The organism is Prevotella sp. oral taxon 299 str. F0039 (genome assembly GCF_000163055.2).
GTDB lineage: Bacteria > Bacteroidota > Bacteroidia > Bacteroidales > Bacteroidaceae > Prevotella.
In genome coordinates, this window is record NC_022111.1 from 592,763 (window position 1) to 617,268 (window position 24,506).

At 34.6% G+C, this 24,506-nt stretch carries 16 protein-coding genes and 2 tRNA genes; 10 read left to right on the forward strand and 8 right to left on the reverse strand.

Features of this window, described 5'->3' with window-relative positions; genetic code table 11:
* Entirely contained in the window at window positions 1-1,740 is a 1,740-nt protein-coding gene (gene recJ, locus HMPREF0669_RS05410) for a single-stranded-DNA-specific exonuclease RecJ (RefSeq protein WP_009227518.1), read from the reverse strand.
* 487 nt (window positions 1,741-2,227) lie between these two features.
* On the opposite strand from recJ, the gene HMPREF0669_RS05415 reads away from it, so the two are divergent.
* From HMPREF0669_RS05415 to HMPREF0669_RS05435, 4 genes are all read left to right on the forward strand, one after another.
* A complete protein-coding gene (locus tag HMPREF0669_RS05415; protein ID WP_009227519.1) occupies window positions 2,228-3,991 on the forward strand; it encodes an alpha-amylase family glycosyl hydrolase in 1,764 nt (587 codons plus the stop codon).
* Window positions 3,992-4,286: 295 nt separating this feature from the next.
* A tRNA-Asp gene (locus tag HMPREF0669_RS05420) sits at window positions 4,287-4,360 on the forward strand.
* 36 nt (window positions 4,361-4,396) lie between these two features.
* Window positions 4,397-4,470 (forward strand) — tRNA-Asp (locus HMPREF0669_RS05425).
* A gap of 268 nt (window positions 4,471-4,738) precedes the next feature.
* The gene (locus tag HMPREF0669_RS05435; protein WP_009227520.1) at window positions 4,739-6,235 is read left to right on the forward strand and encodes an RNase adapter RapZ; all 1,497 of its coding nucleotides are present in this window, start codon (window positions 4,739-4,741) and stop codon (window positions 6,233-6,235) included.
* A gap of 389 nt (window positions 6,236-6,624) precedes the next feature.
* Here the strand turns inward: HMPREF0669_RS05435 and glgP are convergent, their stop codons facing one another.
* A complete protein-coding gene (gene glgP / locus HMPREF0669_RS05440) occupies window positions 6,625-9,186 on the reverse strand; it encodes an alpha-glucan family phosphorylase (RefSeq protein ID WP_020967212.1) in 2,562 nt (853 codons plus the stop codon).
* A 35-nt stretch (window positions 9,187-9,221) separates the two neighbouring features.
* Entirely contained in the window at window positions 9,222-10,871 is a 1,650-nt protein-coding gene (locus HMPREF0669_RS05445) for a glycosyltransferase (RefSeq protein WP_020967213.1), read from the reverse strand.
* Between the two features lie 339 nt (window positions 10,872-11,210).
* Between HMPREF0669_RS05445 and HMPREF0669_RS05450 the strand changes: the two genes are divergently transcribed.
* The 3 genes from HMPREF0669_RS05450 (at window position 11,211) to nspC (ending at window position 14,536) form a co-directional block, all read left to right on the forward strand.
* Window positions 11,211-11,534, forward strand: a complete 324-nt coding sequence (locus HMPREF0669_RS05450; protein ID WP_232236477.1) for a hypothetical protein — start codon at window positions 11,211-11,213, stop codon at window positions 11,532-11,534.
* A 219-nt stretch (window positions 11,535-11,753) separates the two neighbouring features.
* Window positions 11,754-13,325, forward strand: a complete 1,572-nt coding sequence (locus HMPREF0669_RS05455; protein WP_020967214.1) for an NAD(P)/FAD-dependent oxidoreductase — start codon at window positions 11,754-11,756, stop codon at window positions 13,323-13,325.
* 38 nt (window positions 13,326-13,363) lie between these two features.
* On the forward strand, window positions 13,364-14,536 hold the full coding sequence (nspC, locus tag HMPREF0669_RS05460) for a carboxynorspermidine decarboxylase (RefSeq protein WP_009227524.1): 1,173 nt from the start codon (window positions 13,364-13,366) through the stop codon (window positions 14,534-14,536).
* Window positions 14,537-14,610: 74 nt separating this feature from the next.
* On the opposite strand, the gene HMPREF0669_RS05465 is transcribed toward nspC, so the two are convergent.
* From HMPREF0669_RS05465 to HMPREF0669_RS05480, 4 genes are read right to left on the reverse strand one after another with little or no spacing between them, the layout of a single operon-like run.
* On the reverse strand, window positions 14,611-15,450 hold the full coding sequence (locus tag HMPREF0669_RS05465) for a phosphatase PAP2 family protein (protein ID WP_009227525.1): 840 nt from the start codon (window positions 15,448-15,450) through the stop codon (window positions 14,611-14,613).
* Window positions 15,451-16,083: a CDP-alcohol phosphatidyltransferase family protein gene (locus HMPREF0669_RS05470; RefSeq protein ID WP_009227526.1), complete on the reverse strand. Its 633-nt coding sequence runs from the start codon at window positions 16,081-16,083 to the stop codon at window positions 15,451-15,453.
* Window positions 16,080-16,478 (reverse strand): GtrA family protein, encoded by a 399-nt coding sequence (locus HMPREF0669_RS05475; RefSeq protein ID WP_009227527.1) that lies wholly within the window; start codon window positions 16,476-16,478, stop codon window positions 16,080-16,082. Before HMPREF0669_RS05475 ends, HMPREF0669_RS05470 begins: the two co-directional genes overlap by 4 nt.
* Window positions 16,466-16,936, reverse strand: a complete 471-nt coding sequence (locus HMPREF0669_RS05480) for a phosphatidylglycerophosphatase A (protein WP_009227528.1) — start codon at window positions 16,934-16,936, stop codon at window positions 16,466-16,468. Before HMPREF0669_RS05480 ends, HMPREF0669_RS05475 begins: the two co-directional genes overlap by 13 nt.
* Window positions 16,937-17,067: 131 nt before the next feature.
* Here HMPREF0669_RS05480 and HMPREF0669_RS05485 point away from each other — a divergent pair, with 131 nt between their 5' ends.
* The gene (locus tag HMPREF0669_RS05485) at window positions 17,068-19,629 is read left to right on the forward strand and encodes a DUF5686 and carboxypeptidase-like regulatory domain-containing protein (protein WP_009227529.1); all 2,562 of its coding nucleotides are present in this window, start codon (window positions 17,068-17,070) and stop codon (window positions 19,627-19,629) included.
* Window positions 19,630-19,834: 205 nt separating this feature from the next.
* On the opposite strand, the gene HMPREF0669_RS05490 is transcribed toward HMPREF0669_RS05485, so the two are convergent.
* Window positions 19,835-21,583: a phospho-sugar mutase gene (locus tag HMPREF0669_RS05490; RefSeq protein WP_009227530.1), complete on the reverse strand. Its 1,749-nt coding sequence runs from the start codon at window positions 21,581-21,583 to the stop codon at window positions 19,835-19,837.
* A gap of 373 nt (window positions 21,584-21,956) precedes the next feature.
* On the opposite strand from HMPREF0669_RS05490, the gene HMPREF0669_RS05495 reads away from it, so the two are divergent.
* The gene (locus tag HMPREF0669_RS05495; protein ID WP_009227531.1) at window positions 21,957-23,156 is read left to right on the forward strand and encodes a pyridoxal phosphate-dependent aminotransferase; all 1,200 of its coding nucleotides are present in this window, start codon (window positions 21,957-21,959) and stop codon (window positions 23,154-23,156) included.
* Window position 23,157: 1 nt separating this feature from the next.
* Window positions 23,158-24,405: an ABC transporter permease gene (locus tag HMPREF0669_RS05500; RefSeq protein WP_009227532.1), complete on the forward strand. Its 1,248-nt coding sequence runs from the start codon at window positions 23,158-23,160 to the stop codon at window positions 24,403-24,405.
* The last annotated feature ends 101 nt before the right edge of the window (window positions 24,406-24,506 follow it).

Below are 24,506 nucleotides of genomic sequence, written 5' to 3' on the forward strand. Positions count from 1 at the left end.
CTACTGTTCTTCTGTTGAATCGTCTTCTATTGGGCGTATGTCTTCAATTTGTAGTTGAACGAGATTGCGTTTAAAGGTATTTTCTTCTAGGGTATAAGCAATGTCAAATCCTCTTTTAGACTTGATATATCGAGCTGATTTACTTTGTCCAAATGCAATACCATTCATCACATGGCTTGATTTTGAATCAACCAGTTCAAGTTTTATATGCTCTTGTTCACGCCCCACAACTTTACTTGTTCCATAATCAAACACACCCTTTGTTATAAATCTTGGTTTGGGATTCGATGGACCAAAAGGTGCAAAACGCTTTAAATCGTGGAAGAATTTTTTTGAAATATCTTTAAAGTCGATTTGTGCATCAATCTCTAGTGTCGCTTCTTTTTGCTCTGGAAGAATATGATTTTCAATATATTCTTGAAAACGTTGCTTGAACTTTGGAATGTCGTCCCAGTGCAAAGTTAATCCTGCTGCATAGGTATGTCCACCAAAGTTAAGTAATAAATCTCTGCAATGTTTTATTGCAGCATACACATCAACACCCATAATGCTTCGTGCAGAGCCTGTTGCAAGGTTTCCGTCTTTAGTTAATACAATGGTAGGACGGAAGTATATTTCGGTTAATCGGGATGCAACAATTCCAACAACACCTTTCTTCCAGTTTTCATCATAAACAACAATAGACGATTGTTGCTTTTGATTTTCAATGCGAGAGACAATTTGATTCGCCTCTTCGGTCATCTGTTTATCAATATCTTTGCGTTGTTCGTTATACTCATCGATATGCTTTGCTTGTTGAAGGGCTTTAGAATAGTCTTTTTCAACCAATAAGTCTACGCTTTGCTTTCCATTGTCTATGCGTCCAGAAGCATTGATTCTAGGACCAATCTTAAAGATGATATCGCTCATCGACACATCTTTTTCCTCCAAGCCACAGATATCTATAATAGCTTTTAAGCCAATACTAGGATTTTGGTTTAATTGTTTTAATCCATGATAAGCAAGTATTCTGTTCTCACCTTCAACAGGAACGAGATCAGCGGCAATGCTAACAGCACAGAAATCGAGTAGAGGAGCTAGACGAGAGAATGATATTCCATTATTTTTAGCAAAGGCTTGCATGAGTTTGAAGCCTACACCACAGCCACAAAGATGTTTAAAGGGATAGGTGTCATCTGGTCTTTTGGGGTTGATAATGGCCACAGCTGGTGGCATTTCCTCATCAGGTACGTGATGGTCACATATAATAAAGTCGATACCAAGGCTTTTTGCTAGTGTAATTTCTTCGATTGCTTTAATTCCGCAATCAAGAATTATAATGAGCTTAACATCATTTTTATAAGCATAGTCAATACCTTTTTGACTTACTCCATAGCCTTCTTCGTAGCGATCAGGAATGTAATATTCTATATTTGAATAGTATTGGCGAAGGAATTTATATACTAAGGCAACAGAAGTGCAACCATCTACATCATAATCTCCATATACAAGAATTCGTTCTTTGCGTCCCATGGCATCGTTAAGGCGGTCGACTGCCACATCCATATCTTTTAAAAGAAATGGATTAATCAATTCTGATAGCTGAGGGTGAAAAAACCTTTTAGCCGCAGACTCGGTCTTTATTCCACGACGAACAAGCAATAAAGATAGTATATTGCTTAAATTGAGTTTCTCACCTAATGCCTTTGCTTCAGATATTTCTTCTTGATTTGGAGGAAGATATTTCCATTTAAAATGCATGATAGCCTTTATTTATATACTTTTATTTCATCGAATAGACTAATAAAATCTACTTTTATGATTATGTTTATTTGTACTTAGAGTGTAAAGTTACGAATAAAAAATAAAAGGGAATCATTATTTGTATGAAAAAGCAAATGTTTTTTTGTTTTATCTTTGTGAACAGTGTCATATTAGTCAAATAAGTTTAAGAAAGAATTTTTATATACTAAGTAATATAAGAGTATTCAAAACTATACCAATTGTTCGTTATTATCCTGTTCTATTATAAATAATAAGGTGAAAATATTCTCTGTTTAGTCATCACACTTTTTATCTTTACACCAAGAAAATTTTAGATATTCATTCGTGTTGCTAATTTATTCTATCTAATCACATTATCTTTTCGCAAACGTTTGCACAAGTATAATTGTTAATTTATTTTATCTATTTTAATTCATATCACATTGTTTCACTACTTTTATCTTAAAACCTAAAAATTAAAAACATGAAACGATTAAATTTACTATTTTTTTTCGTATTAACCCTATTAAATGTAGATGCACAAGGCTGGCCAAGTAAGTATCAAGGTGTAATGTTACAAGGCTTTTATTGGGACAGTTATGGTGACACACAATGGTCTAATCTCAGCAATCAAGCCAACGAATTATCTAAGTATTTCAGTGCAATATGGGTTCCACAATCAGGATATTGCAACACAACAAGCAACCAAATGGGTTATGCTCCTGTATGGTGGTTCAATCATACAAGTGCTTTTGGTTCTGAAAACGATTTGCGTTCGATGATTAAAACATTTAAAGAAAAGAATGTAGACATTATAGAAGACGTTGTTATTAACCACCGAAATGGAAACACTAATTGGTGCGATTTTCCTGAAGAAACCTGGAAAAACCAAACCACGCATTGGTCATTGGCAGACATTTGTGCACATGATGACAATGGGAAAACTGCAAAAGCAGGTTTTATTACAACTGGTGCAGCAGATACAGGCGATGATTTTGACGGTGCAAGAGATCTTGATCATACATCAGATAATGTAAGAAAGAACATAAAACTTTATCTACACTTTCTAAAAGAAGACCTACAATATGCTGGCTTTCGCTATGATATGGTAAAAGGATTTAGTGCTAAATATGTTGGAGAATACAACTTGGACGCAAATCCTAAATATTCTGTGGGTGAATATTGGGATGGAGACCCTTATAAACTTAAGGCTTGGATAAACGGAACCAAAGTTAATGGACAAATACAAAGTGCTGCTTTCGACTTTGCCCTTAAATATTATATCAACGATGCCATAGGTAAAGAACAGTGGGAAAGACTTAACGGGGATTGTCCTGCTAAGGATCCTAATTATAGCAGATATGCTGTAACATTTGTAGATAACCACGATACCGATAGAGATGGAAACAGACTTCAACGTAATCACCTTGCAGCAAACGCTTATATCTTAGCTATGCCAGGAACTCCCTGCATCTTTTTAAGTCATTGGAAATTATATAAGACCCAAATAAAGAAACTTATTTTAGCAAGAAAAGCTGCGGGTATCACGAACGAAAGTAAAATTCTAAAATCTGAAAAGAAAGGTAATGGATATGCTGTAATTGTAGAAGGAGATAAAGGAAAGGTATTATTAACCTTAGGAAACGTTTATGGTTACCAAGAAGATGGTTATAAATTAGCACTTAGCGACGGCAATTTTAAATTCTATGTATCAAACGAGGTAGACTTAACAGAGCTTGATAAGGTTAAAGAAGAAACATCTACAACCTTCACACCTCCTACCTTTTGCAAGGTAAACGAAGGGGAAACATGTGCATTTTTTGAAGCTCCTACTACATGGAACGCTCAAGTTTATTGCTGGAAATGGGATAACCAAGCAAACTATACAGGTGGAATTTGGCCTGGTGTAGTTTGTGATCAAGTGGGAACAACACAAGATGGTAAGAAGGTATATAAATGGACATGGAATAATACAAAGTCTCTTCAAAGTAGTACTAATTCTGGAATAATTTTTAATAATGGTAACGGACAAGCTCAAACTTCTGATTTGAAGTTTGTAAATGGTGGATACTATGATAATTTTTCAGGATCGGCTCCCAAAGCAATTATTAAGGTTTCTACAGGCATTAGCTCAATTCATGCAGATAAACAAGATAATGAATGGTACACCATAACAGGTATTAAGCTAAATAAGCCACAAAAAAAAGGAGTGTATATTTACAATAGAAAGAAAGTTTTATTTAACTAACTTATGAAGTTCTTTATGAAATAAATGTTATTTTAAGCGACTAAGAAATTATCTAGTCGCTTTTTTACATATAAATAAAGAAATATAGATGTTGATAAACATTGATGTAAAACTTGTATATCTACTCTTCATTAGAAAAATTATAGATATAGAAAGAATTTTCATAAATATATTCGGAATGAGTGATATCTATCTTGTAAAAATAAGAATATTTGAATAAAAGTCAAGAAAAAATTTGCTAGTAAAAAAAAAAAGTGTACCTTTGCAAACGCAAAATAGCAATAGATCCTTAAGAGGTGCGTTAGTTCAGTTGGTTAGAATACATGCCTGTCACGCATGGGGTCACGGGTTCGAGTCCCGTACGCACCGCATAAGAGTTTAATTGTTTTTTTAGTACCTTTAAGAGGTGCGTTAGTTCAGTTGGTTAGAATACATGCCTGTCACGCATGGGGTCACGGGTTCGAGTCCCGTACGCACCGCAAGAGAGTCTAAAGAGGCTCTCTTTTTTCTTTTTATATATTCTGTTTTAATAATAATCACTATCTTTGCAACATGAAAAAAATAGGAATAAGTTGGAAAGTTTTTGTAGTATTTCTCATTATTACATGTGGTCTGCTTTATATAACCCAATCCTTCGTTATGTCATTGGGTATTGTTTTGTTACTCTTTGTCATTGAACATTTCTTTATCGAGTTCTTTTCAAAGAAGAAAAATGATAATTTTTAGACCAATAATACTATTGTGATTATGGAAAAGATTGCTCAGTTATATTTTGAATACAAAGGCTTTTATGCCGAGAAAATAGAACAACTTGCAGGAGCAGGAAGTAACCGTTGCTATTACAGATGTTACGATAAACAAGGTGAAACGCTTATTGCCGTAAAAGGAACAAGCATTGAGGAGAATGAATCTTTTATTTATTTGTCTTCTCATTTTAATGCTCTTCATTTACCAATTCCTGAAGTTCTTGCTGTAAGTAACGATCGGTTGTATTATTTGCAGACCGATTTAGGTTCTGTTTCTTTGTTTGATGCCTTGAAAGAAGGAAGAAAAAATGGAGGAAAGTATAATGAATCGGAAGTTACACTACTGGAAGATACTATCAAACAATTACCGCTTATTCAGATAAAGGGAGCTGAAAACCTTGATTGGAGTCGTTGTTATCCACAGCCAGAGTTTGACAAAGAGAATGTAATGTTTGATTTAAACTATTTCAAATATTGTTTCTTAAAGCTTACAAACGTTGACTTTAATGAGATTAAATTGCAACATGATTTCTATTATTTGACTGATTGCCTCACACAATTTTCGGGTAATTATTTTATGTATCGTGATTTTCAGGCTCGTAATGTAATGCTAACAGAAGGAACAAAACCTTGCTTTATCGATTTTCAAGGAGGTAGAAAAGGGCCTTTTTATTACGACTTAGCTTCGTTCTTGTGGCAGGCTTCTGCTCAATATAGCGATGATTTGCGTGCACATTTAATAGAGATCTATTATCAAGAACTTAGGAAATGGGTAGAAATAGGTTCTTTAGAAAAGTTTAGAAGTGATCTAAACCTGTTTGTTTTATTTAGAACCTTGCAAGTATTGGGCGCCTATGGATTTAGAGGATATATCGAAGAAAAGAGCTATTTTGTAAAAAGTATACCATTTGCCATCAATAATTTAAAGGCATTACTTCAGAATGAAGACCTGTTGAAGCCTTATTCTTATTTAAAAGAGATATTAGAAAAACTGGTAAGCCTTCCACAATTTGATAGCAATTCGATAGCTAATACAACCGCTCCTCAATGTAACGTAACTGCTAGTCAAGAGGTATCGAATAATAAAAAACTAAAAGTTTTAGTGTATAGTTTTTCTTATCATCGTGGAATACCTAAGGATTTATCTGGTAATGGGGGAGGATATGTGTTTGATTGTAGAGCTGTTCATAATCCTGGAAGATATGCTCAATATAAGAAATTAACTGGAAGAGATATTGAGGTTATTCAGTTCTTAGAAGACGATGGTGAGATAACAGAATTTTTAACTCATGTTTATGGACTTGTGGATATGCATGTTTCAAGATATATAGAACGTGGGTTCACAAACTTAATGTTTTCTTTTGGCTGTACTGGAGGTCAGCATAGAAGTGTTTATTCTGCTCAGCATATAGCCGAATATATAAATGAAAAGTTTGGTTGTGCAGTGCAGTTAATTCACAGAGAACAGCATATTGAAGAATATTACGATGCAAAGTAGAGAAAGATAACTTGTATAGTGGAAAAAGATAGAATATATTTTTGTTTCTAAAAAGATTGCTTTTTGAATGTAATAGTAATGCTTTTAAGATACAAAATCAATATTTTTGTGATGTAATATCAATGAGTTTATAATTAAACATAATAGAAGTGTATTCTTACTACTAAGAAGATGCACTTTTGTTATTTGTATGATTGAAAGATAGAGTAAGGAAAAGAATAAATCAAGAATATTCTTTGAGAAATGTGTATCTTGTAGAAAGATAATGAAGATTATTTTTTTATCTCTTGATTATTATAATAAAAGAAAATTCTATGATGGATTTGAAAACATATATTCAAAACTTCATAGAATTTTCTCTTATTATCTAAATGCAATAAAACAAGCTTTTAGTTGAGCCACTTAATGTAGCAGAAGTCTTGTCTGTGTGGTAAATGAACATTCTTAGGGAACATGCGAACAGCAATTCGGTATGCACCAGCCTTTGCAGGTTCTATATTAGCTTCGAAAGTATAAAGATTTCCTTCGCTACCAACCATTTCGAATTGATGAATGCTGTATAATTCATGATCGTCTTGTCCTTGAATACCCTTTAAGGCAACCAGCTCTAATCCTACAGCGTCATTTAACCCTTGTTCGTCTATTACATATCTTAGTTTATAAGGAACACCTGTTTCGACTCCATCAATAAGAGTATTAGCTTCTTGAGACACTACATGAATAGAATCCCAACGCTCTGCTACGGTCTCTTTCCATAGAGCAATTTCTTTAGCAAGGGCATTATCGTTAGCTGATAGTTCTTTAAAGCGTTTTGCTTCTTTGTTATAGAACTTATCAAAGTAATCGTCTAATTGACGCTTCATTGTATAATGAGGAGCAATAGTTGCTATTGAGTTCTTAATAACTTTGATCCATTCTTCGCTAAATCCTTGTTGGTTCTTAGCGTAGTACATTGGAAGAATATCATTTTCTAATAGACCATAGATCGTTGCAGCATCTAATTGATCTTGATATTCTTGATTATCATAAGTACGTTTTTCAGTTAATGCCCATCCTGCACCTTCACGATAGCCTTCAAGCCACCATCCATCTAACACAGAAAGGTTAACAACACCATTCATCTCTGCCTTTTCTCCAGATGTGCCAGAAGCCTCTAGAGGTCTTGTTGGAGTATTCATCCAAATGTCAACACCAGAAACTAAGCGACGAGCAAGTTGCATATCGTAGTCTTCTAAGAAGATAATCTTACCTAAGAATTCTGGACGTTGGCTAATTTCGTATATACGTTTGATTAGTCCTTGACCAGCTCCGTCTGCTGGGTGTGCTTTTCCTGAGAAGAAGAATAATACAGGACGTTCAGGGTTGTTAACGATTTTAGCAAGTCTATCTAAGTCTGTGAAAAGAAGGTGAGCACGTTTGTAAGTTGCAAAACGACGGCAGAAACCAATCATTAGCGCATTAGGGTTGATGCGCTCTAATAGCGACATTACACGAGATGGATCGCCTTGGTTCTTCAACCAGTTTTGAGTAAACTTCTCACGGATATAGTTAACCAATTTCTTCTTTAAGGTCATACGAGTTTCCCAAATCTCTGCATCAGGACAATTGTATATACCATGCCAAATACTTTCATTACTTTGGTCGTTAATGAAATTTTTATCAAAGTACTTATCGTATAATTCACGGAATTCAGAAGAAGTCCAAGTTGGTAAGTGAACACCATTAGTTACATAACCAACGTGGTTTTCTTCAGGATAGTAGCCACTCCAAATGTTAGCAAACATCTTTTGACTTACCCAACCATGAAGCTTACTTACACCGTTAACTTCTTGACAAGTATTGCACGCAAATGTTGATAAACAGAAACGTTCATTATGGTCGTCTGGGTTTTCTCTACCCATTCCAATAAATTCGTCCCATGAAATTCCTAGGCGAGATGGATAACCTCCCATGTATTTGCCAAATAAATTCTCATCGAAATAGTCGTGCCCTGCAGGAACAGGAGTGTGTACTGTATAAAGAGAAGATGCACGAACAAGCTCCATTGCTTGGTTAAATGAAAGACCGCTATCTACATAATCGCATAGTCTTTGTAAGTTACAAAGAGCAGCGTGACCCTCATTACAGTGATAAATATCTTTCTTTATACCTAACTTCTTAAGCATAAGCATACCACCAATACCAAGAAGAATCTCTTGTTTCAAACGGTTTTCCCAGTCACCGCCATAGAGTGAGTGTGTAATTGGTTTGTCGAAATCAGAGTTAAGGTTGTTATCTGTATCTAGAAGATATAGTTTAATACGACCAACATTTGCGCACCATACGTATGCATGTACGTGATAATTAAGGTAAGGAACCTCAACAACCATAGGATCGCCATTGCTATCGTAAACACGTTCGATAGGTAATGAGTTGAAATTCTGAGCGTTATATTGTGCAACTTGTTGTCCATCGATGCTTAATGATTGTGTGAAGTAGCCATAGCGATATAAGAAACCAACAGCACACATATCAACATTACTATCTGAAGCTTCTTTTATATAATCTCCAGCAAGTACACCTAAACCTCCAGAATAGATCTTTAAGGTTTGATTTAATCCGTACTCCATACAGAAATAGGCAACAGAAGGACGCTTGTTATTTGGCTTTACGTCCATGTAAGTGCGGAATTTTTTGTATACATCCTTCACTTTTTTCATCATTGCCTTATCTTTTGTTATAGCAACTTTTCTGTCGTAACTTAAACGATCGAGCAATAAGACAGGATTGCCTTGAACTTCTTGATATAATTCTTCGTCAAGACTCTGGAATAGGTTTTGTGCATCATAGTTCCAAGCCCACCATAAGTTGTGAGCAAGTTCATCTAAACACTTTAGTTCTTCAGGGAGCTTTGACTTAATAGTAAGCTCTTTCCATTGAGGAATGTTAGTGTAATCTGCTTTGATTTTCATAAATTTCGATATTCGTTTATGTGTGAATTTTGTTGTTAATTTCTCTCTTCTGCCTTTTTAAGCGCATGATCATAAGCACTATCATAATAGGCAATGAACTTATTCCATAGTGCTTTCTTAGATATTTTGCAAGCATTGTTGCGTGCTTTCTTAATATCTTCATTATTCAATGTTGAATATTTAATAATGGTATTCTTAATTTCTTCTGTAACGTCCCAATAGTTATAGTCTGTTCTATCGATTACTTTTACACCACTAATGATGTCGTTCTCAAATCCTTTTAAGCCTTTAGCCCATAGTCCAAAGCCTGCTAAGTTTGTAGTGATGCAAGGAACCTTAAATGCAACAGCTTCAAGAGGAGTGTATCCCCATGGTTCATAATAAGAAGGATAAACGCAAAGGTCGTTTCCAAGAATCAAGTCATAATAATTCATATTTAATATTCCATCATCTCCATTTAAGTAAGATGGAATAAAGATAATTGTAACATCTTCTTCTTTCTTGTTGTAGAAACCAAATGAATGTAACATATTTAGAATATTATCATTATCCATTTGATTTAACCAATGTGTAATATAGGGTTGCTCTAATGGGGTTGTATAAGTTGTTGACTTAGCTAAACGTTCTACTAAATCTTTTCTTGCATCGTTTACCCAAGCTGGAACTTCAATGAAAGCAACAATCTCTTTCTTTAAGTTTGAATCAAATCGAAGCTTATTAATAGCCTCAACAAATACGTCTATACCTTTATTTCTAAACTCGTATCGACCACTTGTTGATACCAGAATAGCATCATTGTTGAATTCTTTTCCTGTTAGAGCATTTGCAACTCTTAGCAGAGTTTCTCTGGCTTTCTTTCTTTGGGAAGTGAAACTATTTCCTTTGGGGACAAAATCGTCCTCGAATCCATTTGGAAGAACAACGTCCACTTCACGATCTAGTAATTCTTTACACTCTAAAGCAGTGATATCACTCACTGTAGTAAAGCAATCTACATTATGCGCTGTTTGTCGTTCTATTGAATGTTTACTTTGCATGTTCAACTCATCTGCCATCTGATTGCCATTGTAAGCCCCTAGATATTGGTAGAGAGGTTTGTTGTTTCCTGCGATACTTCTACCGATACTTGTAGCGTGAGTCGTAAAAATAGTAGCTACTTGTGGTAGATGTAAGCGCAAATATAATAAGCCCATACAAGTCATCCATTCGTTGCCGTGATAGATAACCTTTTGATTATCCTTAATATAATAATGGTAGAAAGATTCAACAACACGTGCGGCAGCGTATGAAAACATTGATGCTTCATCATAATCTCCATAGGCGTGCAAACTATCTACGCCAAAATGCTCCCAAATCTCAGTATATATATTGTCTTTATCTTTATAGAAAGTAGAAAAATCTACAAGTATTGCAATAGGATTTCCAGGTATATTCCACCTTCCAATTCTTAAACTTAAGTTTTCAGAAAGTTGCTTTTTCCAATCTTTAAAAAGCTTTTTATCTTCAGTGAAATAGGGACATTCATTTTCTTTCCAACAATCTGGACCAATAAAAATTAGATGGTCTTTAAATCTCTCTTGTAACGTTTTTGCACGTGTAGAAAGCACAGTATATATACCACCTACTTTGTTACAAACTTCCCAACTAGATTCAAAAATGTAGTTAGGAACTAATTTTTCTGCCATGATAAATTATATTATAGTTGCGCAAAGATAGCATAAAAAACGAATATACCAAATTTAAGGAAATATATTTTCTATAAAATTGCCGTTTTCTTGATCAATAATCTTTATCTTTGTATTTTGACTAGAGAATATAACTTCTTTTCGTGAAAGTATAAAAATATTTGTAGAATATAAGATGGAAAGGAGTTTTCTCGTGATAATTATTTATTAAATAAGTTTTGTATAATGATAAAGTTCTTTAAAATAATATTTATTTCGTTTTTATGTATTGTTCTTTTCCCCAATTCGCTTTTTTCACAAGAAAGTAATCCCTTTAAAGGGACCTATTATAATAAGGAGTTGGATATATATATAGTGCTAGACTTTTATAAAAGCAAACTACTTGTTCCTGGACAAAGCGTTCTTGGAGAAGTTTCAGGATACTTAGGAGATAATAGAGATTCACGAAAATGGATTTTTTTAGATGCAATGCCTGTTGATAAGCTTTCGTATAAGGCAGATGTAATAAATGATTATGGAAGTGAAGATTTAATAGCTTCATTTGTGAATGATACAGATTCTACAATAGTTCTAAAACAATTGGAGGGTAGTGCGATAAAAATTGCTCGCAATAGTAAGTGGCAGAGATTGCCAAAACAGATTACTTTTATTCGAAAGAAATAAGAAGTTTTCTTGCATTTTATTTCTTTTGAAAGTAAAAAAAGAATGGGTTGGGCAAGAAACCTCATATTTAATATATACCTTTGCAAGCGATTAACGGAATACAAAGCCTTTAATTTGTTTAATCTTCTTAGTATATAAAATATTATAATCATGATATTCTATTAAAAATCAGGTTATTGTATTTTTCTGTTAAACATATTTACGAATATAAATAAACATATGATATACGAACTATCTTTGCGAGTTTTTCCTCAACAGGCTTATAATGAAAACACATTAAAAGACGTTGTGGCTAGTGAAAAGAATATAGATGTAAGAACAATAACAAAGATCAGAATTCTAAAGCGTAGTATAGATGCACGTCAACGTACTATTTTTGTTAATTTAACTCTTAGGGTATACGTTAATGAAGAACCTTCTGATGATGATTTTATACACACAGAATATGGCGATGTGTCGCAAAAGCCAGCTGTAGTTGTGGTGGGAGAGGGTCCTGCAGGGTTATTTGCTGCATTAAAACTCATAGAGCTAGGTTGTAGACCTATTGTTCTTGAACGAGGAAAAAGTGTAAATGAACGCAAGAAAGATATTGCAGCAATAACAAAAAATCAAAGTGTTGATCCAGAAAGTAACTATAGTTATGGTGAAGGAGGTGCTGGAGCATTTTCTGATGGAAAGTTATATACTCGTTCAAAGAAAAGAGGTTCTATTTCAAAAATTTTGAATGTATTTTGTCAGCATGGTGCTTCTACAAGTATATTGGCAGATGCTCATCCACATATAGGTACCGATAAGTTACCTAAGGTGATTGAGAATATGCGTAAGACAATAGAGCAATGTGGAGGAGAAGTGCACTTTCAAACCAAGATGACTGCGCTGATTATTCAGGGAAATAAGGTTATTGGTGTTGAAGCCTTTCAGGTTTTAACAAATAAGCAATGTACTTTTATGGGGCCAGTGATTCTTGCAACAGGGCATAGTGCACATGATGTTTATCATTATTTATGTAATGCAAAGATTGAAATCGAGGCAAAAGGTATTGCGGTAGGTGTGCGTCTGGAACATCCTGCGGAGCTAATAGACCAAATACAATACCATAATAAAAATGGAAGAGGTAAATATTTACCTGCTGCAGAATATAGTTTTGTTACTCAAGCTGCTGACAGAGGAGTTTATTCGTTCTGTATGTGTCCTGGAGGCTTTGTTATTCCTGCAGCAACAAGTGATAAACAAATCGTTGTCAATGGCATGAGTCCTAGCAATAGGGGCGGTAAATGGAGCAATAGTGGAATGGTTGTTGAAACTCGTCCTGAAGATATTGAAGGAGATGATGTCTTGAAAATGATGCATTTCCAAGAACAAATAGAACAGAATTGTTGGCAACAAGGGAATATGAAACAAACAGCTCCTGCTCAAAGAATGGTTGACTTTGTAAATAAGAAATTAAGTTTTGATTTGCCTAAAAGCTCTTATTCTCCAGGTTTGATAAGCAGTCCACTCCATTTTTGGATGCCAAACGCAGTTGTTAGTCGTTTACAAGAGGGATTTAAAAAGTTTGGTTCAATGAGTAGGGGCTTTTTAACTAACGAGGCAGTAATGATTGCCGCAGAGACAAGAACTTCATCTCCAGTTCGTATTTTACGAGATAGAGAAACATTACAGCATGTTCGTTTAGAAGGACTTTATCCATGTGGAGAGGGTGCTGGCTATGCTGGTGGTATCGTTTCTGCTGCTATGGACGGAGAAAAATGTGCCGATATGTGTGCAAGTTATTTGCTAGCAACTAATTAAGCATGAGTATTTTATATTGAAAATAAGAATAAATAAGAATGAAAGTTGATAGAATCACATTTCAAGAGATAAAAGAACCAACTTATATATTAGAGGAACAGTTATTAAGAAGAAATCTCACTCTTATATCAAATGTAGCTCAAAAAGCTGATGTAGAAATTATCTTAGCTTTTAAAGCCTATGCTTTGTGGAAAACATTTCCTATATTTAAAGAATATATAAATGCAACAACGGCAAGCTCTTTGAGTGAAGCTAAATTGGGATATCAGGAGTTTGGATCCTTAACACATACGTTCTCGCCAGCTTATATTGATTATGAAATAGACGAAATCGCAAGCTGTTCTAGTCATTTAACATTTAATTCTCTTTCTCAATATGAACGTTTTTCTGGTAGAGCGATATCTGTCCAGCCTGAAATAAGTATTGGATTGAGAGTCAATCCAGAGTATTCAGAAGTGGGAACAGATCTTTATAACCCTTGTGCGCCAGGCACAAGATTTGGAGTTTCTGCAGATAAATTACCGAAAAAGTTACCTTCTTTGCTCGAAGGATTTCATTGCCATTGTCATTGCGAGAGCGGTTCTGATGTTTTTGTAAGAACATTAAAGCATATAGAAGAAAAGTTTTCTCCTTGGTTTTCTCAATTGAAATGGATTAATTTTGGTGGAGGTCATCTAATGACTCGTTCTGATTATGATGTAGAATTGCTTATTTCTACTTTGCAAGAGTTTAAAAAGCGTTATCCACATTTACATGTTATATTAGAACCCGGTAGTGCTTTTGCTTGGCAAACAGGTCCACTTGTGGCTCATGTTGTTGATATTGTGGAAGATAAAGGTTATCAAACCGCAATATTAGATGTAAGCTTTACTTGTCACATGCCAGATTGTTTAGAAATGCCTTATATGCCAGTTGTGCGTAATGCCGTAATTGCTGAGGAGGAAGAAGCACAACCTGAGGATTATAGATACAGGTATAGGTTTGGCGGAAATAGTTGCTTATCTGGTGATTTTATGGGAGATTGGATCTTTGATCATGAATTACAAGTGGGCGAAAATATTATATTTGAAGATATGTTGCATTATACTACCGTTAAAACGAATATGTTTAATGGTATAACTCATCCATCTATTGCGCTATTAAAAACTAATGGTGAATTAGAAATCTTGCGTAAATATACGTACAAAGATTATAAAAATAGAATGGATTAACCCATCAATTACTTTATTCTTAACAATGAAAATATTTTTTATTTCTTTTACCAATATTTCGGAATAGTAGAAATTTAGTGGGGATAAACATTATCGATATATCGTCTTATAAAGTTCTTCCCGACAGCTGTTTTCTTGATGAATAAGCTCCAAAGAGAAACACCTAACAGGGTAACAGCTATACCTAGAAACACATCTATTATGTAATGATGCGAGCTATAAACAGCAGTAAACCATATTCCAACACAGATAAAAGCAAATGAAATACATATTATTCTGCTCTGTTTCGTAATGAATGCATAGATTGTTGTTATCAACATGTAAGCTGCATGCAATGAAGGTATGGCTGCAAAAACATTAGCATTTTTGCCGTAGAGCATCTTAAAGACTGCTATTCCTGTGAGTTGGTCGAATCTTTCCAATCCTGCTGTGTTTCCAGGAGTATTCAATATTGGTTCAAATCCATATTGTAGCGCATACCATGGTGGTGCTGCAGGGTGAATATAGTAGCCACAAAAACCTAATAAATTAACGAAAAGAAAGGCCATGGAGAATTGAATATAGCCTTTTTTATTTCCGTTTAAATATAGATAGATGGCGAATCCCAAAGGAACAGGTATCCAACATAAATAAAAGAATCCTGCAAGTATATCTAAAAAGGTAGAGTGGTGTAATGCAAAATATTGAGAAGGAATAATCACTTCGCCATTAGTTGACTGGATTCCGAATAGCATCTTCTCAGCATCGAATAAGTCTTTTACGTCTATAGGGTTTACTTTATAGTTGGGATAAAGGCGCATCCAATCGTAACAACAAGCAAAAATGAGCCAAGGAAGTAGGGCTATTGCCATCTTTCTTGTTGGCTTTATCACAGCAAGTAGGACCCATAAAAGAATTATATAAATACTAAACATTTACTTTCCCTTTAGTTGTTTGTAGCAATATGTAATGCGCCAAAAAGCTGTTATGTTAGCCAATAGGGCAATAAGTATCATAGGAATGGCAAGACCCCACAACGAGTTGCATACTCCGCATACTATTGATCCAATGGCAGTAACGACTACTCGCTCGGGACGTTGCATGAAACCAACCTTAACATCAATGCCTAATCCTTCGCCTCTTGCCCTTACATAGCTCACCATAATAGATCCTATGATGGCTAAAAAGGTGATAATTCCCGAGTAAATCCATTGATTTGCAAGCAAATAGAATTGTATTCCAAATAGAGTAAATAGTTCACTATATCGGTCTAAGGTAGAATCCCATAGCGCACCAAAAGTTGATTGCATATTACCTAAACGTGCTAAATGGCCGTCCATCATATCAAATAAGCCTGCAAAGATAATTACTCCTCCTGCATAGCCAATGATATTGGTGTTATAAGGGGCATAAATTGCAGCATAAATCATAAGACCTGTGGCAAATAAGTTAAGTGTAAACCCTGTAGTTGTTATGAAGTTAGGAGTGATTCCAATCTTTATCATTCCTTTAATCAATGGATTTATAAGATAATAAATCACTTTTTGTAAGAAATCTCTATAGTTCATATCTTCTTAAAAACAAATTTTTGTTGCATTTGATAATTCCAACAAATAGCTACACAAATAGCTGTTATAATTTTAGAATATAGGTAGTTGATATCGAAAGACTCTTTTATGAAAGCGGTTCCCATTGTGTTTAGAGCAATACTTGTGCCCCATACGATACTATAACGCCATGCAATATCTTTCTTTTTCTTATCTTTTACTTTAAAAACCCATTTATAATTGGTTACACAATTGCATATTCCGCCAGAACAAGCACCAATAAATGTAGAGTAAACATACCATAGATAGACTACTTCAGTAAGGAATATGGTTACTAAAAAATCAACTACTGATGCGCTAGAGGCAGATACTTGAGCCTTAATGAATTGTGAAAGTGAACGCTTTATATTGTCCATCGTATAATAAGAACAATAAAAAGACTGTAAATGCCAGCTAAAATGTCGTCAGCCATCACCCAAAATGCTCCCTTCCTTTTATCTAATGATCTTATTCCTAAAGGCTTCAGAATGTCGAAAAACCTAAATAAAAAGAGTGAAAGAAGGGTATATTCAAGACTCATAGCAGGAGAAGCGAGAAGCGGAATCCATACTCCTATCATCTCGTCGATAACGACTTTCGATGGATCTTCACCCCAATAAGGCATTAATTTGTTTGTTGCCCATGTGCCAATGACGGTTGCAATGATAATAGCAGCAAGTGTTACGCATACTAAAGTGGTTGCCTCTAGTAGGTACGAGGTAGCAAACCACATGATGGTTGCAAGTATTGCACCTGCTGTTCCAGGTGCTTTGGGCGCAAATCCACTGCCTAGTCCTGTGGCAATTATGGTGGGTATTAAAGGTATTTTGCTCATATTCACTGCAAAATTACTGAAAAAACAATAAAAGGAAATAGTTTTCTAACCTTTTATATATATTATTTCTAACTTTGTAATTTATTCTGGATAATGGAAATAAATTTGAATTTTATTAGATAAACGATAAAGTGAAAAGATTATTTATAATATTTTGTTTGGAGATTGTTGCCTTTATCAGTATCAATGCTCAAATAAGTGGAGAAATAGTAGATAAATATGGGTACGCAATACCTCATGCAAGTGCAATGTATAAGGGACATCATATCGCTACAGCAAGTGACATGAACGGTATGTTTTCAATCGAAAGACACGAAGGATGGACTTTAACTATTAGCTCTGTGGGGTTTCGTTCGCAAACAATAAAGGTCGGTATGTCAACCCCAAGTTATCTAAAAATTGTATTAGAAGAAGATTCTAAGAGTCTAAATGAGGTGATTGTTAAATCTAAACGTGCACGTTATTCTCGTAAAGATAACCCTGCTGTAGCCTTAATGCGTAGAGTTATTGCTGCAAAAAGCAAGACACACCTTGATAATCACGATTATTATCAGTTTAATAAGTACCAAAAGATAACTCTATCAATGAACGACTTACAACCACAAGACCTTGAAACTGGAATGTTTAAAAAGTCTTCTTGGTTGTTAGACCAAATAGAAACGAGTCCATATAACAATAAACTTATTCTTCCTTTGTCTGTAGATGAAACGGTAACTCAACATGTTTATCGTAAAAATCCAAAGACAGAGCGTGAAATTGTGATGGGACAAAAGACCGAAGGAATCAATAAAGTGATTCAAACTGGTGAAATTCTTAATACACTCCTAAAGGATATCTTTACCGATGTAGACATTTATGACGATTATGTACGTCTTCTTCAATATCCTTTTACCAGTCCAATAGGTAAGACTGCCATTTCTTTCTATCGATATTATATACAAGATACAGTTTATGTAGATAGAGATTTGTGCTATCATATCAACTTTATTCCGAATAATCAACAAGACTTTGGATTTAGAGGAGATCTTTATGTGCTTGCTGATTCTACCTTGCATGTAAAGAAATGTACGATGACTATTCCTGCTCGCAGTGATGTAAACTTTGTTGAAAATATGAAGATTGAGCAAGAATACACACGTTTGCAAGATGGAGATTGGGTACTTACAAAAGATGATATGTTTGCAGAACTAAAATTAAACAAACTATTTAATAAGCTATTGGTTGTGAGAACAACCCGTTTAAATGATTACGCTTTTGATGAATTGCCAAACAAGTTGTTTAAAGGTAAGGCGAAAGTGAGACATGAAGCAGATGCTATGGTTAGAGATGAAGCTTTTTGGGAACAATATAGAAGCGTGGATTTAACTAAGGGAGAGACCTCTATGAATTCGTTTCTTCATAAAATGCAACAGTCGAAAGGATATAAATGGGTTATCTTTGGTTTAAGAGCTTTCCTTGAAAATTATGTTGAAACAGCCTCAACAAATATGCCAAGTAAGTTCGATTTTGGTCCTGTCACAACGATGGTGTCTAGTAATTTCGTTGATGGTTTACGCTTTAGACTAAGTGGAAGAACCACAGCTAACCTCAATAAACATTGGTTCTGGAGTGGATATTATGCTTATGGTTCTAAGAGTCACAAACATTATTATAGTTCAGAGGTTACCTATAGTTTGAATAAGAAAAAGAATTTGCCATTTGAATTTCCTCAAAGAAACATCACTTTTGAGACTTCTTGTGATATAATGTCACCTTCAGATAAGTTCTTACGTCATAATAAAGATAATATCTTTATGGCTTTTAGAACTCAAAAAGTACAACAACTGTATTTCTACAATAGACAAAAGTTGAGTTTTGATTATGAAACAGACTGGGGATTTAGCTTTAATACGTCGATAAAAGCTGAGAGTAATGAGCCAACGGGAGATCTTGTATTTAAGAGAATGCCTGCTTCTTCGCAGATATTGACAGACCCATTTGTAGAAAAAATACGCACAACAGAATTGGTAGTAGGTATTCGTTATAATCCAGGACAGACCTATATGAATACTAAACAACGTCGTCTGCCTGTTAATTTAGATTCTCCAGAGTTCAAACTTTCTCACACGATGGGATTAAGACGGGTTTTGGGAGGCCAATATCAACTTAATAGAACAGAACTAGGGGTATATAAACGTTTCTGGATAGGTAGTTGGGGATATTTTGATACATATTTAAATGGCGGAATTGAGTGGAACAAAGTTCCCTTCCCATTCTTGATTATGCCTCCTGTTAACTTATCATTCTTTGAGCACAAGAATACTTTTAGTATGATGAAGAATATGGAATTCTTGAATGATAGATATGCATTCTGGTCTGTAGCATGGGACTTAAACGGAAAACTTCTAAATCGTTTGCCTCTTATAAGGCACCTAAAATGGCGTGAATATGTTGCCTTTAAAGGAATGTGGGGAATGCTTACAGACAAGAATAATCCTCGTTTGCTAACTCAAAATGCAACAGATGAGTTGCTATTTGAATTGCCTTCAACAACTCAATTGATGGATAAGAAGGTTCCATATATGGAGTTCGTGGTGGGAGTTCATAATATCTTTAAGTTCTTTGCCATTGATTATGTACATCGATTTAATTATAACGATGTTCCTGGAACAAAGAAAAATGGTATTCGTTTTGGCTTTAATATGAGTTTCTAAAGAAAAATAAATATCATAAACTTAATGTGAATTCATCGAACTCACGTTAAGTTATACTTTTATTGGCAGAGTTAGTTTAACTCATATTAGAGCCTTCGTAATATTATATAAATGTTCTTTTATAAAAAGTCTAGTGCTTAATTCCTTTTTAGGAGTAAAGCACTAGACCTAATATTAAATTAATTCTAATTCTATTATAACTAATTTAGTCTAAAGAAAGTTCTTTTTTGAACTCTTCAATCTTTTCAAGTGCTTCTTTCACACAACGTTCATAGCAGTCAGCACACTTCATTTCGCCTTTCACTTCGAAGTAGAATTTAATCTTAGGTTCAGTTCCTGAAGGACGAACACTTACCTTGTCACCATTCTCACAGAACCATTGTAAGACGTTACTTGTATCTGGCATCTCTAGTTTTGTAACATTTCCGTTAGCATCTCTTTGTTCTAACTTAAGGAAATCTTTTGTAATTATAATTGGAGAATCTCCAAGTTGTTTTGGAGGATTATTTCTAAAGTTCTCCATCATCTGTTTTATTTCATCTGCACCAGTCTTTCCAGGACGAACAACATTAACAGTAAACTCATGTGAGAAACCATATTCTAGGTAGATTTCCATTAGCAAGTCGTATAGAGTCTTACCTTGATCTTTAGCGTATGCACAAATTTCTGCGAGCAAACACATTGCAGAAACAGCATCTTTATCACGCACAAAGTCTTCTGCCATGAATCCATAACTCTCTTCACCACCACCAATATATTGTTTAACTCCTTCGAATTCTCTAATCTCTCTAGCAATCCATTTGAAGCCAGTAAAGCAGTCTATCATCTCAACATTGTTCTTATCAGCAATCTTCTTGATAAGTTCTGTTGTAACAATAGTCTTCACAATGAAATCATTAGGTTGCATTTTGCCTGTCTTAATTCTGTTTGTAATGATGTAATAGAGGAAGATAAGACATGTTTGATTACCATTAATAAGCACCCATTCTCCTTTATCATTCTTACAAGCCATACCTACTCGGTCTGCATCTGGGTCAGAAGCCATTACGATATCTGCATCAATTTCTTTTGCATCACGTAGCGCAAGAGTTAAAGCTTCACCGTTTTCAGGGTTAGGACTTACAACTGTTGGGAAGTTTCCGTCTTTTACCATTTGCTCTTTCACTGTATAAACTTTTTCAAATCCCCATCTCTTTAAGCTCTCAGGAATAAGAGTTCGGCCTGCACCATGTAATGGAGTATAAACAATTTTAAGGTCTTTATGGCGTTCAATAACGGCAGGATCAATACTTAAAGTCTTTATTCTATCTAAATAAAGATCATCAATTTCCTTACCAATGATTTGAATTAAGTCGTTGTTTGCACCAAATTGAACATCTTCAATCTTCACTTTTTCCACCTCATCAATAATACCTTTATCGTGAGGAGCAAGCACTTGAGCACCATCATCCCAATAAGCTTTGTAGCCATTGTATTCTTTTGGATTATGACTTGCAGTTAGATTCACACCTCCTTGACATTTTAATTCACGAATAGCGAATGACACCTCTGGTGTAGGACGTAAGTCATCAAATAGATAAACCTTTATTCCATTGGCAGAGAAGATAGCTGCAACAGTCTCAGCAAACAATCTACTATTGTTACGACAATCATGTCCAACAACAACAGAGATAGTTTCCTTATTTGCAAAAGACTTCTTAAGATAATTAGCAAAGCCTTGAGTTGCCATTCCAACAGTGTAGATATTCATTCTATTAGAGCCTGCTCCCATGATACCACGCAATCCTCCTGTACCGAATTCGAGATCTTTATAGAAACTATCTATTAGTTCTGTTTTGTCTGCATTATCAAGCATAGCTTGCACTTCTTTTTTGGTTTCTTCATTGAAAGAAGAAGACAACCATTCCTTTGCTTTCTTTTCGCAAGAAATAATTAGTTCTTGGTTACTTTCCATAGTTATATGTAATTTATAATAATTTCTATAGTTTCATTTTCTATTTTAGATGATAGCAAAAATAATTAATAATTTTAAAACTACAAAATTTTTATATTCAATATTACATAGCCATATTTTTAAAGTATTATTTATTTTTGCTTATGTATAAAAAACATAACAAAATAAGTACCTTTAAAATATAATTACTATCTTTGCAATAGGTAATTACCTATTTACATATAAGATTAAAGATTATATTTTCATTCTGTTTCATAAATAAACAGAATAATCTTTATACTTAAATTATAAGATCTGGTATTCTTTATCAATTGGATATAAGAACCATTAAGATGTAACAAAAAATATAGTTATTTAATTATAAGCGAATACAATGCCTGAAATATCAGTTCGTGGGATAGAAATGCCAGAGTCACCCATACGTAAATTGGCACCTTTATCACTTGCTGCTAAGAAGCGAGGAGTGAAGGTCTATCATTTAAATATCGGTCAACCCGACCTTCCAACACCACAAGTTGGACTCGATGCACTAAAGAATATTGACCGAAAAGTATTAGAATATTCTCCTAGTCAAGGCATTGCTTCATACCGAGAAAGGCTCGTTGGATATTATAATAAATACAACATCAACATCGACATCGATGATATTATCATCACAACAGGTGGCTCAGAGGCTGTTCTTTTTGCCTTTTTCTCATGCTTAAACCCTGGAGATGAGATTATAATTCCAGAGCCTGCGTATGCCAATTACATGGCTTTTGCAATTGCAGCAGGTGCAAAAATCCGTACAATTACAACTACTATAGAGGAAGGTTTCAGTCTTCCTAAAGTCGAAAAGTTCGAAGAACTCATCAACGAACGTACTCGTGCCATCCTCATTTGTAATCCAAACAACCCCACAGGTTATCTTTATACAAAGCGAGAGATGAATCAAATTAGAGATCTTGTAAAGAAATACGATCTCTATCTCTTCTCTGATGAGGTGTATAGAGAATACATTTACACAGGATCTCCTTACATTTCGGCTTGTCATCTTGAAGGAATTGAGCAGAATGTCATTCTTATTGACTCTGTTTCAAAGCGTTATAGTGAATGTGGTATTCGTGTTGGAGCTCTCATAACCAAAAATAAAGACGTGCGTTCTGCCGTTATGAAGTTCTGTCAAGCACGCCTTTCTCCCCCTCTTCTTGGTCAACTTGTGGCAGAAGCATCATTAGATGCGCCCATAGAATACTATCAAGATGTTTACGATGAATATGTGGAACGACGCAATACACTTATAGATGGACTCAACAGAATACCTGGAGTGTACTCTCCAATACCTATGGGTGCGTTCTATACTGTGGCACAATTGCCTGTAGATAATGCAGAAAATTTCTGCAGATGGTGTCTTGAAGAATTCCAATACGACGGTCAAACCATTATGATGGCACCCGCTTCAGGATTTTATACCACATCTGGTGTAGGCGTAAATCAAGTTCGTATTGCCTATGTCTTAGAGAAATCGGAACTCGAAAAGGCGTTAGTTGTATTAAGAAAAGCTTTAGAAGCATATCCAGGAAGAGTAGAATAGTATGAATTTACCATTGTTTTTAGCTCGAAAGATTTATTCAACTCAAAAGAATAAAGAGCATATTTCACGCCCTGCAATCAACATTGCAACAGCTGGAGTAGCCATTGGAATTATTATAATGACACTCTCCTTATGTGTTGTTTTGGGCTTTAAACAAACAGTAAAGAATAAAGTTATTGGTTTCGGAGGTGACATTCAAGTAACCAATTTCATTACTCTTCAAACTTCAGAGTCGTATCCTATTCAAGCTTCAGACTCGATTATAAAGGTCATTCAGAAAACAAATGGTGTAAAACACGTTCAAAAATATGCCTTTAAACAAGGAATATTAAAAACCGAGAAGGATTTTCTTGGAGTGACTTTTAAAGGAGTAGACCAAAGTTTTGATTCAACTTTTATAGCCAATAACCTTATTAGTGGACGAATACCTCATTTCTCTAATAAGGAAAATACAAAGGAATTACTCATTTCTAAGTCGATAGCTAACCGATTGAAGGTGAATACTGGCGACAAAATTTATGCTTATTTTGTAGATCAAAGTGGCATAAGAGTGCGTCCTTTTCTCATTGCTGGCATCTATGAAACAAATCTTTCTCAATATGATAAGATTATGTGTTTCACCGACTTGTATAACATCATCAAACTAAACAATTGGGAATCAGATCAAGTTACGGGCATTGAAATAGCATTAAAAGACTTCAATCAGCTCAATGATGTGCAAGCAAATCTTGCCAACAAAATCAATAAAACGGTTGATAACTATGGCGGAACCTATGCAACGGCAAGTATAAAAGAAATTACTCCACAAATATTTTCATGGTTAGACCTATTAGATCTCAACATTTGGATTATTCTTATCTTAATGATCCTCGTAGCAAGTATAACCATGATATCAGGACTTTTAATTATTATTCTTGAGCGAACCAATATGATTGGCTTGTTAAAAGCCATGGGAGCACGCACCATTTTAATAAGAAAAAGCTTTTTATGGTTTGCCGTTTTCATTATTGGTAAAGGATTATTGATAGGTAATATTGTGTCAATAGTTCTTCTTCTTGTTCAACGCTACACTGGAATAGTAACCCTCGATGCTAACACTTATTATGTAAAGGCAGTGCCAGTGGAAATCAACATCCCTATTCTTTTACTTCTAAATGTGGCAACAATTATCATCAGTACTTCAGTTTTAATTGTTCCAAGCTATCTCATTGCGCACATACACCCAGCTAAAGCAATGCGATACGAATAAGTATCGGCAGGATTTTCAATTAGAATTTAAAGTGATAAAAATAGATTGGAAGTGCTATTTCCATTGTATTTCCAACCTATACGCATAGTATTTTCAGACCA